12 protein-coding genes and 2 pseudogenes are annotated in these 14,632 nt (G+C 39.8%); 6 read left to right on the forward strand and 8 right to left on the reverse strand.

Annotated features, from left to right (window positions below):
- Positions 1-4 precede the first annotated feature (4 nt).
- The 4 genes and pseudogenes from kdpB to priA all read right to left on the reverse strand — a co-directional run bounded on the left by kdpB (position 5) and on the right by priA (position 6,345).
- Positions 5-2,050: pseudogene (gene kdpB, locus kam1_RS11155) on the reverse strand (potassium-transporting ATPase subunit KdpB).
- Between the two features lie 92 nt (positions 2,051-2,142).
- Positions 2,143-3,773: pseudogene (gene kdpA, locus kam1_RS00155) on the reverse strand (potassium-transporting ATPase subunit KdpA); the annotation flags it as partial.
- Between the two features lie 14 nt (positions 3,774-3,787).
- Positions 3,788-3,868, reverse strand: coding sequence for a K(+)-transporting ATPase subunit F (kdpF, locus tag kam1_RS11160; protein WP_079254257.1), 81 nt, complete (start codon positions 3,866-3,868; stop codon positions 3,788-3,790).
- 182 nt (positions 3,869-4,050) lie between these two features.
- Entirely contained in the window at positions 4,051-6,345 is a 2,295-nt protein-coding gene (gene priA / locus kam1_RS00165) for a replication restart helicase PriA (RefSeq protein WP_143958135.1), read from the reverse strand.
- A gap of 123 nt (positions 6,346-6,468) precedes the next feature.
- Here priA and kam1_RS00170 point away from each other — a divergent pair, with 123 nt between their 5' ends.
- Positions 6,469-6,675 carry a dodecin gene (locus tag kam1_RS00170; protein ID WP_039721532.1) on the forward strand — a complete coding sequence of 69 codons (207 nt, stop codon included), beginning with the start codon at positions 6,469-6,471 and terminating at the stop codon, positions 6,673-6,675.
- A 54-nt stretch (positions 6,676-6,729) separates the two neighbouring features.
- On the opposite strand, the gene kam1_RS00175 is transcribed toward kam1_RS00170, so the two are convergent.
- Positions 6,730-7,233, reverse strand: a complete 504-nt coding sequence (locus kam1_RS00175) for a nucleoside deaminase (protein WP_235277289.1) — start codon at positions 7,231-7,233, stop codon at positions 6,730-6,732.
- 157 nt (positions 7,234-7,390) lie between these two features.
- On the opposite strand from kam1_RS00175, the gene kam1_RS00180 reads away from it, so the two are divergent.
- From kam1_RS00180 to kam1_RS10190, 5 genes are read left to right on the forward strand one after another with little or no spacing between them, the layout of a single operon-like run.
- Entirely contained in the window at positions 7,391-8,065 is a 675-nt protein-coding gene (locus tag kam1_RS00180) for a c-type cytochrome (RefSeq protein WP_039721601.1), read from the forward strand.
- A gap of 15 nt (positions 8,066-8,080) precedes the next feature.
- Positions 8,081-9,484: a cbb3-type cytochrome c oxidase subunit I gene (locus kam1_RS00185; RefSeq protein WP_143958136.1), complete on the forward strand. Its 1,404-nt coding sequence runs from the start codon at positions 8,081-8,083 to the stop codon at positions 9,482-9,484.
- Between the two features lie 11 nt (positions 9,485-9,495).
- Complete coding sequence (locus kam1_RS00190) at positions 9,496-9,810, forward strand: hypothetical protein (protein ID WP_143958137.1); 315 nt, start codon at positions 9,496-9,498, stop codon at positions 9,808-9,810.
- 48 nt (positions 9,811-9,858) lie between these two features.
- A complete protein-coding gene (locus kam1_RS10185) occupies positions 9,859-10,080 on the forward strand; it encodes a general stress protein (protein ID WP_216363791.1) in 222 nt (73 codons plus the stop codon).
- 17 nt (positions 10,081-10,097) lie between these two features.
- The gene (locus kam1_RS10190) at positions 10,098-10,376 is read left to right on the forward strand and encodes a DUF1269 domain-containing protein (RefSeq protein ID WP_216363792.1); all 279 of its coding nucleotides are present in this window, start codon (positions 10,098-10,100) and stop codon (positions 10,374-10,376) included.
- A gap of 439 nt (positions 10,377-10,815) precedes the next feature.
- Here the strand turns inward: kam1_RS10190 and kam1_RS00200 are convergent, their stop codons facing one another.
- The 3 genes from kam1_RS00200 to prfB are packed head-to-tail and all read right to left on the reverse strand — an operon-like array spanning position 10,816 to position 14,381.
- Complete coding sequence (locus kam1_RS00200) at positions 10,816-11,448, reverse strand: Fe-Mn family superoxide dismutase (protein WP_039721534.1); 633 nt, start codon at positions 11,446-11,448, stop codon at positions 10,816-10,818.
- 60 nt (positions 11,449-11,508) lie between these two features.
- Positions 11,509-13,212 (reverse strand): DNA repair protein RecN, encoded by a 1,704-nt coding sequence (gene recN / locus kam1_RS00205; RefSeq protein WP_039721535.1) that lies wholly within the window; start codon positions 13,210-13,212, stop codon positions 11,509-11,511.
- A 38-nt stretch (positions 13,213-13,250) separates the two neighbouring features.
- Positions 13,251-14,381: a peptide chain release factor 2 gene (gene prfB, locus kam1_RS00210; protein ID WP_143958138.1), complete on the reverse strand. Its 1,131-nt coding sequence runs from the start codon at positions 14,379-14,381 to the stop codon at positions 13,251-13,253.
- Between the last annotated feature and the right edge of the window lie 251 nt (positions 14,382-14,632).

Below are 14,632 nucleotides of genomic sequence, written 5' to 3' on the forward strand. Positions count from 1 at the left end.
TTTCTTAGGCGAGATGTAAAAAGAAAAGTAATTGGTCTATAAGTTTAATTCCTACAAAGGGGGCTATTACTCCCCTAGGCCGTAAATTAAAATGTTTTTGATTAAAAGAGTCTCTGCAGAAATTGTCTTTAGCTTCACTCCTTTCAAGGCTATAGGGATTAAGAGAATAATGATGAGCGCATTGAAGATGACGGCACTAAGGATAGCGCTTTCGGGAGTGCGTAACTGCATAATATTCAGGGGGGATATTTCTGGAAAAGTGGACATGAGCATCGCAGGAATAATGGCAAAATATTTAGCCACATCATTGGCTATGCTAAAAGTGGTTAAGGCCCCCCGTGTCACGAGAAGCTGTTTGCCAATTTCGACAATTTCTATCAGTTTTGTCGGATTACTATCAAGATCCACCATATTGCCAGCTTCTCTAGCAGCTTGAGTCCCTGTGTTCATTGCAACGCCAACATCCGCTTGTGCCAGTGCGGGGGCATCATTGGTGCCGTCTCCGGCCATGGCGACCAGATGACCAAGAGCTTGTTCTTGGCGGATTCTTTTTAGCTTTTGCTCAGGGGTAACCTGAGCCATGAAATCATCGACACCTGCTTCGGCGGCGATAGCCGCAGCAGTCAGCGGATTATCTCCTGTGATCATTATTGTCCTTATGCCCATTTTTCTTAGCCTTGCAAAGCGCTCTCTAATCCCCCTTTGACAATATCCTTTAGTTCAATCACGCCAAGAACGTCTTTGCCTTCGACGACAACAAGAGGGGTCCCTCCATTTTTAGCGACATTTTCTACTATTTCTTTTACCTTTTGGGGTAAACTTCCCCCCATCTCTTTTAAATACGCTTCGATTGCATCCATGGCCCCTTTTCGAATCTTTCTTTCGCAACAAGATCCATCAGCAGAAAAAAAATCAACTCCACTCATCCGTGTTTTAGCACTAAAAGGGATGAATTTTGCGCGAGTATCAAGCACTTCTCTGCCTCTTAACCCATATTTTTCTTTGGCTAGGATTACGATCGATCGTCCTTCAGGCGTTTCATCAGCTAGACTAGCAAGTTGAGCGGCATCAACCAGCCTATAGTGATCTATACCAGGGGCAGCTATAAATTCGGTTGCCATCCGATTTCCTAAGGTAATAGTCCCCGTTTTATCCAGCAGGAGAACATCGATATCCCCAGAAGCTTCGACAGCTCTCCCACTGGTAGCTATAACATTGTGTTGCACTAATCTGTCAATGCCTGCAATCCCAATAGCACTTAATAAGCCGCCTATTGTTGTTGGAATCAGACAGATGGTCAAGCTCGTCAAAATGGGAATCGAAACAGGAGCCTGTGAATACTTCAAAAAGGGAACGAGCGTCACAACCACTAATAGAAAAATGAAGGTTAAAGAGGCTAATAAAATGGTTAAGGCAATCTCATTAGGCGTTTTTTGCCTTTTGGCTCCTTCAACCATTTCGATCATCCTGTCAAGAAAAGTATTGCCCGGCTCAGCAGTAATTTTTATGACAATCCGATCACTAATGACACGCGTCCCACCCGTAACAGCACTTCTATCGCCACCACTTTCCCGTATTACTGGAGCTGATTCGCCAGTGATCGCTGATTCATCTACCGTTGCCGCTCCTTCAACCACTTCTCCATCAGAAGGTATGGTGTCACCTGCAACGCATACCACTAGATCTCCTTTCTTTAACTCGCTGGCGTTGACAATGACTTCTTTTCCTTGGACAAGTTTCTTTGCCATCGTCACCGTCCTAGTCTGCTTTAAACTTTCGGCTTGAGCCTTTCCCCTACTTTCGGCAATAGCTTCTGCAAAATTCGCAAAAGAACAGTAAACCAAAGCCAAAGACTAATCTGAAGAGTAAAGAAAAAGGATTCCGAAGAACGAATCAATTCGATGGTAGTAATGAAGGCACCAATTTCAGTGACAAAAATAACGGGGTTTTTCCAAAGACTTAAAGGATTGAGTTTTATAAAAGCTTCTTTTATTGCGGATGCAATAAGAGGGAAGCTCCAAAAAGAAACAACATTCTTGGAGGTTTTCATGATTTTTAAAACATTTTGCCCATGCCCATCATAAGATGCTCAAGGATAGGCCCTAAGGTAAGAGCTGGGAAAAAGTTCAGAGCTCCAAGCAGGAATATAGTTGCCCCAAGGATAAAAACAAAGAGAGCACCACTGGTCGGGAAGACCGTTTGGCTAATGTAGCGTTTCTGGCAAACAAGCGAGCCAGCAATGGCAAGCACAGGGATAATGACAAAAAACGACCAAAAAACATAGCCAAGGCAAGGAAAATAGCATAGGGAAGGGAGGTAGCGGACAATCCTCCAAAAGCGCTTCCATTATTTTCGCTGGTAGAGGTAAAAGCATAAAGAATTTCAGTCAATCCATGCGGTCCTTTGTTTCCTAGGGCTGCAGTCCCCCATGAAGAATGTATGGCCAATGCCGACATGCCTAAGATTAAAATATACTGGATCATTAGAGCTAGCACTGCCATTTTAATCTCGTAGGCACCGATTCTCTTTCCCAAGTAGCCTGGAGTTCGGCCTATCATAAGACCAAATAAAAATACCGAAAGAATGACGAAAAGCAGTATTCCATATAATCCAGAGCCCACTCCCCCAAAGATGATTTCTCCTAAGCTCATATTGAACAAAGGAATCATTCCGGAGAGGGGCAAAAAAGAATCATGCATGGCATTGACTGCTCCACAGGAAGCAGCGGTTGTGACAGCAGCAAAGAGTGTCGATTCAAATATTCCAAATCTAGTTTCTTTGCCTTCCATATTGGTTAATTGTTCAATGCCATAAGGTTTAAAAAACGGGTTGCCTTTATGCTCTAACCAATAACAGCTAAGGCTAAGAACAAGAAAAAGAAGAACCATGGTTACCCAAATTGACCAGCCGTGATGCAGTTTCTTACAACTTAATCCAAAGTAATAGGTTAAAGCACTAGGGATGAGAAAAATAAGGAGCATCTCCATAAAATTGGAAAGGGGAGTAGGATTTTCATAGGGATGAGCGGAGTTGGCGTTAAAAAATCCTCCTCCATTAGTTCCAAGAAGTTTTATCACTTCTTGAGAGGCAATAGGACCCTGAGGTATTATGCAAGCTCCTTCATGAGCTTTGTTATCTAGTGGAAGATAGCGGATGTAGGCATGAAAATTTTGAGGAACTCCTTGGGAAATCAGCAGTAAGGCACCAACAAGAGATAGAGGTAATAGAAGATAATAAGTGATTCTTACAAGATCTACCCAACAATTTCCAATAGTTTTTAACTCTGTTCGAACAATACCCCGAACGAATGCAGCGGCGACAGCAATGCCAGTAGCTGCCGAAGTAAAGTTATGGAAAGCAAGCCCAACCATTTGAGAAAAATAGGACACTTCTTTTTCTGGTATATAGGATTGCCAGTTGGTGTTTGTTCCAAAACTAATGGCCGTATTGAACGCTATATGAGGGGCCATAGGTCCAATATGCTCAGGGTTGAGGGGCAGAAAATGCTGCATTCTTAGCACGAAATACGTCAATAACATGCCTACAAAATTAAAGAGTAAAATGCCAACAGCGTATTCTATCCAGCTTTGTTCTTTTGACCTATCAATTGAGCAAATTTTATACGTTAAATGTTCCAGCGGTTTGAAGAAGACATCTAAAATAGTTTTCCCTTCTGTATCCAGTACTCTATAAATATGTATTCCCAAGGGTTTGTTCAGAACAGCAAGGATAGATATAAAAAGGCCAAGTTCTATCCAATCGGATGCTTTCATTGTTTTTGTAAAATTTAAAATTTTTCAGGCCAGAGGATGACCACCAGCAAATAAACAAGCAGTAGGAGCGAAACTAAAAATAGAACAAAAAGCATAGGCTACATTCTTCACACTTTATCGCATGCTATGCAGTAGAGCAGGCTGCAAAATAGCAAGCCAACAAAGAACAAAACATACACCGCATCGATCATCTTACAAAGGATATATCACCTCTTTTTTGTCTTCTATAGTTAAATATAGTGTAGAGAATATCAAAATTTTATTAATCCTTGCATTTTCATTTTAAAAGATCTTGAGGGTCGACATCTAATCTAATGTTGATACCCATTTCAGACTCTTTGACAAAAATCAGCTTCTTTAACTTTTGACTGATCTCCATGACTTTTTGACAGCGTATGAATAACTGATAATGATATTTGCCTTTGATTTTGGCAATTGGGGCCTGAGTCGGTTCACCGACGATAGCATTAGAATCTTTCAATGCTTCTTTAATTTCTTTAGTGAATGCTTCTGCCATAAACTTAACTTTTTCTTCTGGATTCCCTATGAAGCGAATCAATATGGCTCTGCAGAAGGGGGGATAAAAAAGAGTTTTTCTAAATTCTAGTTCCTGGTCAACAAAACCAAGATAATCGTGGTGCCTAGCAAATTGGATGGCTGGATGGTAGGGGGTTCGTGTCTGTACAAAGACTTCTCCTTCAACAGAACCCCTGCCTGAACGGCCTGAAACCTGTAAGAGTTGTTGGAAACTTTTCTCTGATGCTCGAAAATCAGGGAGATGAAGTAGACCATCTATGGAAACAATTCCTACAAGGCTTACATGAGGAAAGTCTAAGCCTTTTGAAACCATCTGAGTACCGACAAGAATATCAAATTGTCGTTCTCCAAAGGCCCTTAAGGCTCTTTCCATTGCCCCCTTTTTTTTCATTGTATCTGAATCCATTCTTAAAACTCGAGCAGAGGAAAACATTTGTTGAATGGCTTCTTCTACTTTTTCTGTGCCGCTTCCCAAAAATTTAAAAGCTCCGACTGCCCGACACGTAGGACAGAAAGAAGGAACAGAAGTAGAATAATTGCATAGATGACAATTCAAAATCCCAAGGTTTTTATGGAAACTTAGGGAAATCGAACAATTTGGACATGGAAGGACATAACCACAATCTGAGCATTGCAGCGAAGAGGAATAGCCCCTGTGATTTATATAAAGGATAATTTGCTCTTTTCTTTCCAGTCTTTTTTCTATGGCTTCTTTTAGTTCTTCTGAAACCAATTCTTCAGGCTTTAGAAAAAAACCGGTTCCTTTCTTTTCTTGTTGGGAAAGTTTCCTTTTGCGTTTTCTTAGATCGATAATGCTGACAGAAGGCAGTTTTCTTTCTTCGACCCTCTTTCTAAGTTCTATTAGTTTATATTTACCGCTAATCGCATTATAATACGATTCCAAGGAGGGAGTGGCTGAACCCAAAATAATCAGGGCTCCTTCCAGTCGAGCACGCATTACGGCCACGTCTCTGCCGTGGTAGCGCGGGCTTTCCTCTTGTTTGAAAGAGCTTTCATGTTCTTCATCCACAATGATTAACCCTAGAACGGGGAATGGAGCAAAAAGAGCCGACCTGGTGCCAACAAGAATATCAATCTTGCCATGGAGTATATCATACCAAAGCGTTGCTTTTTCACTACGGGAAATGCGGCTATGCCAGCAACCAATAGAGGCTCCTTGTGCTGTAAATCTGGCTTTAATTCTCTCCAGGAGTTGTGGTGTTAAAGAAATTTCAGGGACTAAGAGAAGAACCTGTTTTTTTTGTGTTAAGCATTTTTCAATTGTCTGCATATAGACTTCTGTCTTCCCACTACCAGTGACTCCAAAAAGAAGAATCGGTTGAGGGAGGCCTTTATGCATTTCCTCTTCGATCAAGCGGACTGCATGGCTTTGTTCTTCTGTCAAGGATTTTGGGGCAGAATGATCAGGAACGATCGGGAAATAGATTTCCTCTTTTTTTTGAGATAATCCAACTATTAACCCTTTGCGCAAAAGATTCTTCCAGATGTTTCGTGAAATCCCAGTCTTTTTAGGAAGCTCAGAAAGCCAAGCGGGTTGCCATTTTTTGAGGAAATCCAAAGCCTCTTTTTCTTTTTTGGATCTTTTTATTTTGCTTTGAATATAAAGAGGATCTAAATGCGTAGGCAGAGATAATAGAAGGTCTTCTTTTGGTTTAATGGTTGCTCTAATGGAATCAGGCAAGGCGGTTCGTAAAGCCGAAATCAACGGGCTACAATAGTAGTCTGCAATCCACTTGCATAATTTGAGAATATTTTGAGGGACTAATAATTCTTTATTTTCCCTACAGAGAATGGGTTTAAGCGCAGAGGTTTGTTTTTCAAGAATGTCTACGACGATTCCCTTGCCAAATCCCTTCTTAAATGGAACGCGAACGTGAGTGCCTAAAACAATTTCTTTCTCGAGGGCTTCGGGAATAGCATAGTCTAGCAGAAAGTCTCTTTTATTATCAAGAAGCACTCGAGCGATATGGAGGGTGGGCAGAGAAGGAGGTGGGAAAAAAAATTCCTGTTCCATGTAGAACCTTTTAAAAAATAAATTAAAGCTAGGCAGAGACAAAAGAGAAATGATTTGATGCGTTGAAAGTGCTTTTATCTTGCAACATTGTGATGTAATTTGAAAGCAAAAAGGATTAATCCAATGTCAGATAAAGTATATAAGATTGTTCATGTCATTGGCACTTCTACCGAAAGCATCCAACAGGCGGTTCGCAATGCTATAGAAAGAGCAAGTAAAACACTTCGTAATGTGGATTGGTTTGAGGTCAAAGAGATTCGAGGATCGGTTAATAAAGATGGAATCCTCTTTCAAGTAGAGGTAAGAATAGGCTTTAGGCTAGAAGACTAACAAGAGTTGTTTTTGAATATTCCTTGACCCAAGCCTTTTGTGTTTAAATATAGGTCAATAAATGACTTTTAGAGGGGACTCTTCCCAGCTTTTTAAAATAGCTAGTCCTTCTTCTCTTAATAGTTGAAAAGATTGCAGTTGTCTTTCGTTGGATGGTTTTTTAAGTTCCTCATACAATAAAACATCTCGAAAGCCAATTTTTTGAGCATCTTCTGCAGAACAACCAAAATATATTTTGTTGATCCCAGCCCAATAAATTGCCGAAAGACACATAGGACAGGGCTCACAACTACAGTAAATGATAGCCCCATTCAAATTGAATTTGTAAAGTTTGTTGGCTGCTCTACGAATCGCAAGAATTTCAGCATGTGCGGTTGGATCTTGAGTGGAGAGTACCTCGTTATGAGCTAAGCCAATCGCTTCTCCTTGAAGGACCACAACTGCTCCAAATGGGCCGCCTTCTCCTTGTTCTGAACCATATTTTGCTAGTTTAAATGCTAACCTCAGCCAAAACTCAGGGCTATCGCCGTTCATCGGTGGTTCGAAGATATCTGCCATAGTTTGCCTAGTTTAGTTGTTTTCTTCAAGAACGGAAAGAATTCACAATGAAAAATATATCTAACCATACATCCTTCCGGTTTACTATTCTCTGCTGAGAGTATCAGTCCGAAAAGGAATCTTGTCTTCTTTTGTCTGTTGTGTTAGCTCCTTTCTTATGAAATTTGGGTGGTTAGAAATCACTCTTTTTTCGATTGTCCTTGTCGTAGTGATCTCAGCCATATTTGTTAGAGGGAAAAATTGGTTAGAACCAGGTTTTTGGGGAGTGTTTGCTATCGTGAGTTCTTTGGTAATGTTTTCTGTTCTCTGGCTTTTAACTTTTGATACCTTAAAGAAAATTTCATTTGGTTCAGCTCGAGTACCGTCTCCAACCGTTATCAATCACAAAATTGGATTTGAATATGATCCAGATAAAAAGCGCTACATGCCAACAATAGGGGAAGAAGAATTGTTTTTCGGGAAAAAATGGTCAGAACAAGAAGCGACTCAACTGTTAACTAAAGGCAAATTAGTGATTCAGAGTAGAAATTGCATGGACTGTCATACTCTTTTAGGCAATGGAGCCTATTTTGCACCTGATCTTACGAAATCTTGGCTTGATCCAAAATGGCAGACAATGATCCAACCAATGATAGGGGTGGCTACAAAAGAAGAAACTATGGCTAAATGGCTGCAGAACCCTGAATATTATGGGACATGGCAAAGAAGAATGCCCAATTTGAAATTGACAGAAGAGGAGGCCAAGGCAGTTGTTGGCTATCTAAAATTCATGTCTGCTATCGATACAAACGGGTTTCCGGATCATTTTGGCAAATCAGCCGCTACTTTTTGATTCCCAAAGTTAAAAATGAAAGAAAGCAAGGGTCTTTATGAATCACAAAAATTAGCCATTGGCTATTGGATCGTAGCTATATGTCTTTTTGGAGTCCAACTTATCTTTGGACTGATTATTTCCTATCAATATATCCAGCCTGAATTTCTCCATAAATTCCTAAACTTCTCTATTTGTCGGCTGCTTCATATTAACTCAATGATTCTTTGGTTGCTTTTTGGTTTCATTGGGGGAATCTATTGGTTTTTACCTTTAGAAACAGAAAGAGAGGTTGTAGGCATTTTTCTTGGCAAGATCGCTTTTATAGTGCTGATAGCAGCTGTCAGTATTGTTGTGCTGGTTTTTTTGCTTGTACAAATAGGCAAAGGAGAAATGCTAACGCTTTGGTTTATTACTGAAGGCAGAGAGTATATTGAAGCGCCAAGATGGGCTGATATTGGCATAGTGGCTGTTTTTTCGATAATATTTTTTAATGTTTTTGCCTCTATCTGGAAAGCCAAGAAACTAAAGGGAATACTTTGGGTATTAATAGTGGACCTGCTTGCCATTATTGGATTTTACATTGCAGGCATGTTCTTCAGTCCCAATATCTCGGTAGATCAATTTTGGTGGTGGTGGGTGGTGCATCTTTGGGTTGAAGCAACCTGGGAAGTGCTAGTTGGAGTACTTGTTGGATGGGTGCTAATGGCTGTTCTGGGAACCCCAAGAAAAATTGTTGAAGGATGGCTTTACTTAGAAGTTTTCCTTATTTTTGGAACAGGAATTTTAGGACTAGGACATCATTATTTCTGGATAGGTGCTCCAGAATATTGGTTAGGCATTGGAGGCTTTTTTTCTGCCCTAGAGCCCTTGCCTCTCGTTGCAATGATCGTTCATGCAGTCTATGATGCGGGAGTCCACAGGTTAAAAACAATTAATAAACCTGCTTTTTTTTGGATTGTGGCACAAGCCTTTGGGAATTTCATCGGAGCAGGGGTATGGGGCTTTATGCATACATTGCCTCAAATCAATCTTTATAGTCATGGCACACAGTTGACAGCAGCCCATGGACATCTTGCTTTTTTTGGTGCATATGTTGCCACGAATCTTGCCATCATTTATACGGCTCTTCAAAGAATTCGGTTGCCTGAGGAATCCCTTCTTGATGGAACCCTTTGGAAATGGGTTTTTATTGGCTTGATTCTGGCTATGTTGGGCATTACTGCTCCATTAACTGTGGCTGGGTTTGCTCAAACATTTATCGAACGAGCCGTTGGTGGTTCGACATGGCAAGCCTACATTGATGCTCAGTTGCATCCCTGGTTTAAAGAGTCCATGATCTGGCGCATGGGATTTGGAATTATGTTTTTTGTTTGTTATTTATTACTTGTCACTGATTTATTAACTATTGGTAAAAGAAAGGCCACTCATCAGCAATAGGACCTTTTCTTATGAGTGCTGACTCCGTTTTAAGGATGCTTTTGGCCAGCTTGACTTTTGTTCTTACGGCGGGCTTGTATGCATTTTTTTATGCGTTTGGAAGATTGAAAGGATCTTTCTTTTGGGAACTCTTTTCTTTTGTTTTTGCCTTAATGATGATGCTTAGCGGGTTTTTTCTTGTTTCGTGTCCTGCATTTACTCTTTTTTGGAAGTTTCTTCTGATTTTTTCTATTTTTAGCTATTTGATCATTCCAAAAGCCATGTTATGGGTTGTCAAAAAAATTCATCAAAGAGAAGAAGAAGGAAGACTAAAGACATTGAAATAGATAAAAAAAGCTTGTTTTAATTTATAAGAGATTATACAGAAATGATGCATGCCTGATATCTCCTTGAGTGCTGTCTATCATTCGTTAGAGGATGCTGAAAAGGCTCTAAAGAGCCTGGAGCAAAATCAATTCCCTCTTACAAGGGTTTCTATTCTAGCTCAAGATCTATCCAGTGAAAGAAAAGTTCACGGATACGTCACTGCTGGAGATATAGCCAAAACGGGTGCTACTATAGGGGTTGGGTTGGCGGACTGTTTGGGATCCTTGTAGGTGCAGCCTTTGTTTGGGTGCCTGGATTTGGTCCATTGATCGTTGCTGGTCCTCTTTCAGCAGCTTTACTTGGAGGATTAGAGGGATTGGTTGCCGGTGGAGTTGCTGGAGCAGCTCTTGGATTTTTGTCTGGCTTGGGGATAGAAAAAAAACATATTTTAAAATTTGAAGAACATCTCAAAGCTGGAAAATATCTTCTTGTTATACGAGGCACTGAAGAAGAGATTGAACGGGCTAAAAAGATTATTGAAGCGACGCAGCCACTTGAAATGCAGGTTCATAAAGAAAACCCATAATCAGAGATTTTTGGGAGATGTTTTCTTTTATTCTTTGAGTTGACCTTGACAAAAGACTTAGGATTCAATCGATATCCTCTTCAAATTGAAAGCAGCTGATATGGAAAAAGAAAATTTGAGCTGCGCCAGAGAGTTCTCTCTTTCTATAACTTTGGTGGATTGATAGGTCATTAATGGATGCTCAACGACTCCATGCTAGCTCTTACTCTTCGGGAAGCAAGTCAAAGGCTAGGAGTTTGATAGATAAAAAGAAGCAAATGTGCAGATTGAGGTAAGTGGATTTTTGAATCAGAGGTAAGCAGCTTTATCTCTTTGTTCGTTCCTCAAATTAAAATAATACTTCCCCCTTCCCTCCAAGAATGGGAACTGAGACAATCACTGTGGTTTTCCACAAAACAGCTAGTCCTTTGTTTATCTAATAACTATTTAAAATATAAAATTACATTATAGGCAGATTCTTTTCTATCTCCTTCCAGTCAAGATTGTTAAAAAATTCTTCAATGTAACCTTCTTTGTCTGAACCAAAGTCTGGCTCATAGGCATGATCGGCAAGATCGATAGCTAGCAGAGGACTCATACCTGAAAAAGGAAAAGCATCTTCCCTGTTAGAAGATAGATTAAAGAGTTTACCAGTATAATGATCCAAAACCAACCAGACCCAGCCTGTAGAATAAAGTGCCTTAATTTTAAAATCTAGCTTGAATCGGACTACGGAATCAAAATTGATTTCTAGAAGTTCTTTGATTTTCCCTTCACAATTTCCATTTCTGCCTAAAGAAGAGAAATACAATTCATGGCTTGCAATCTTACCATAAAGGGAAAACCATTGACCTATCTTTGAGGTGACAAGCTCTTTTTTGGAGGATTCTTCCTCTGTGTTTTGAAAAGAAGACCAGTTGTCAAGATATTGAGAAAATTCATTGGCTATGGAGTTAGCCTCTTGCAAAAGATGACCGTATAAAGCCACATGCTTATTTAAAGCGCTTGCAGAGAATTTCCCTATTCCATTTTCAAATTTTTTTAAAAAAACTTCAGACTTGTCCGTTAAAACTTTCAGTGAATCGGTAGCCATTCTGCATATAATAATAGGAAAATTCTTAGGTTCATGGCAAGGATTCGTTTTTTTCTCTTACTATTGGAGTAATTTTTCTAGGCTCTTTTCTTCTTTGTTCCCCTTGGCTACGGAAAGTAGTTTGCGAGCAAGTCTTATTGCTTCTTCGTTTTCTCCTCCAAGCATTCTTGCAATTTCTTTCAAACGGTCATCTTCAACAAGTTCCTTCAATAGAACTCGGGTAACATTTTCTTCCGATTCTTTTATAACCTTGAAATGAGCATCCCCTCCGGCAGCCATGGATGGAAGATGGGTTATGCACAGTACTTGATGGTTTATTGAAAGTTCCTTCAATAAAGAACTTACTTTCCAGGCTATTTCCCCACCTATGTTAGCGTCTATTTCGTCGAAAACAAGTATTGGAATAGGATCGACTCGTGCAAAGACTGCTTTTAGGGCCAGCATGACTCTAGCTGCTTCTCCACTTGAGGCAATTTCTTTCAATGGTTTGAATGGAATGCCTGGATTAGGGGAAAAAAGAAATTCTATTTCGTCTTGACCAGAAGGACTAACCTTTTCTTTGCTATCAAAACTTATGGAAAATCCTGACCGGGCAAAACCCAATGATTGGAGCACAGTTTGAATAGAAGCGATTAATTCATCGGCTGTTTTTTTTCTTTTGGAACTTAAATGCAAGGCTTCTTTTTGAAGTGCTTCCAAAAGTTGAAGTTCTTCTTTAGCGATATTTCGGACCAAAGATTCCTCTTCCTCTATTTTGGCTAATTGTTCGCTAATTTTAGATTTATAATCGATTAATTCATCTATCTGCAAAGCATACCTTCTTTTTAAATGCTCTAGGAAATTTTTTCTTTGTTCTAATTTTTCGAGTGCTTCTGGATCTATTTCTATTTTAGAAAAATAATCTTCGATTAATCTATCGAGTTCTAGCAAATCATGAGCTGCTGACTGTTCCAGGGCTATTGCTAGAGAGCCTTTTTGAGGATCAAATTTCTCCAATGCGCAAAGGTGCCTATGCAGAGAAGATAATAAAGAAAGAATAGAGGGATTGTTCTGGGAAAGCAAACCACGAATTGCTCCAAGACAATCATAAATTTTCCAGCCGGTTCTAGCTAGATTTAGCTTTTGGTCGATTACTTCTTCTTCTCCTGGAATAAGATTGGCAGCGACAATCTCCTGCAGTTGCTCGTTAAGTCTCTGTTTCTTTTTGAGCAGCTCTTCTAAAGAAAGAGAATTTTTTTTCTTCAACAGTTTTTGATGATTCTCATAAAGGGTTTTTACTCGATGGGATACCTCGTTTAAAGAGCCAAAAGTATCGAGGAGCTTTAATTGGATTTTTTTGTCGAAAAGGGATTGATGATCGTGAGGACCAAGAACATCGATCAGATTATCTCCTAGTTCTTTTAAAAGAGAAAGCGGAATGAGTTCACCATTAATGAATTGCCGACTCGATCCTGAAGGCCGGATTTCCCTTCTCAAAATAAAAGAAGAGCTATCTAATTCATCCAATCCTTTTTCTTTGAAAAGATCAGAAATCCTGGTCCAGAAAGTCTCTGATAATTGAAATTCTCCTTCAACTATGCCTGGCTTTTCTTTATTTTTTAAAAAAGACGGAGAAGCTCTTTCTCCCAATAGAAACTTTAAGGAGTCGATGACTATCGATTTGCCTGCACCGGTTTCTCCAGTTAAAACATTGAGTCCCGGGACAAGGTCCCATTCTAGCTCTTCAATGAGGGCGAGGTTTTCAATCCTTAACTTGAGTAACATGAAAAATCTTTATCATTTTAAAATAATCGAAACGGGGTTCAAGTTTCCTCTATTTCCCTTTCTTCTTGCCCCTTCTTTTTCCCTAGTAAATACGCCCAGATAAAAGAATCGAGATCGCCGTCAAGAACTTCCTCTACCTGAGACCTGCTTTCTCCAGTCCTCAGATCTTTAACCATCTTATATGGTTGTAAGACATACGATCGAATCTGCCTTCCCCAACCTATTTCTCCTTTTTGTCCGTAAATTCTTTCCATTTCGGCTCTTTTTTTGTCTTTTTCTAGTTCATAAAGCCGAGAACGTAGGATCTTTAAAGCGGTGGCTTTATTTTGTAATTGGCTGCGTTCATTCTGACATACCACAACTAATCCAGTAGGTAAATGGGTAATCCGAACAGCCGAATCAGTTGTATTGACACCTTGACCTCCATGGCCGCTGGAGCGGAACACATCTATCTTTAAATCACTTTCTTTGATTTCTATGTCGATGGTTTCGTCAACTTCTGCAACAACATCGACGGAAGCAAAGGAAGTTTGTCTTTTCCCTTGAGCGTTAAAAGGGGAAATCCTGACAAGACGATGCACGCCGCGCTCTGCTTTTAAATAACCATAGGCATTATTACCCGAAACTAAGATGCTTGCGGATTTGATCCCTGCTTCTTCTCCAGGAAGAATATCGACAAGACTTACCTTATAGCCATGCCTTTCTGCATAGCGCTGATACATTCGCAAAAGCATTGCAGCCCAATCGCACGCTTCTGTCCCTCCTGCTCCAGCATGGATTGATAGAATAGCATTCTTCTGATCCAATGGATCAGAAAGAATGAGTTTGACTTCTACTGAATCGAGCAAATCAGAATAATTTTTTATTTCTCTCTCTAATTCTTCTAGAAGGGAAACTTCTCCACTTTCCTTTATAAGATCGAAGAGAGCTTCTAGATCTTTGAATCTGCTGAGGATGGTGTAATAATCGGATAGTTTTGCCTTAAGCTCTTTTGATTTAGATATCGCTTTTTCTGATTTTTCGCTTGATTGCCAAAAACCCGGTTCAGTCATTTCTTTTTCTATAGCTTGAAGTTCTGCTTCAAGCTGCGTAGGGTCAAAGAAACCCCCGTACTGAAAATAATCTCTGTTTGAGTTCGCTAAGTTGGTTCGAGAGTATATGTAAGTCAGTCATATTCAAAATTTATGAAATTTCTCTTGAAAAACAAGGCTTCTTTCTCTTCTACACCATACTGTTGTCTGCAGGGTTAATAGGTTCCAGAACGCAAATCTTAGTCTAAATCTTAGTCTATTTCTATATTCTAAGAAGCAGTTCTGCCTTTTTTAGCTCGGCAATTTTTCTAAACGCTTAAGCTACTAACTCTTGCACCCTAGCCGCTTTGGTAGTTGGCTTCTTTGGAAAGCAGATAGATTGAGTATCA

This window comes from Methylacidiphilum kamchatkense Kam1, from assembly GCF_007475525.1.
GTDB lineage: Bacteria > Verrucomicrobiota > Verrucomicrobiia > Methylacidiphilales > Methylacidiphilaceae > Methylacidiphilum > Methylacidiphilum kamchatkense.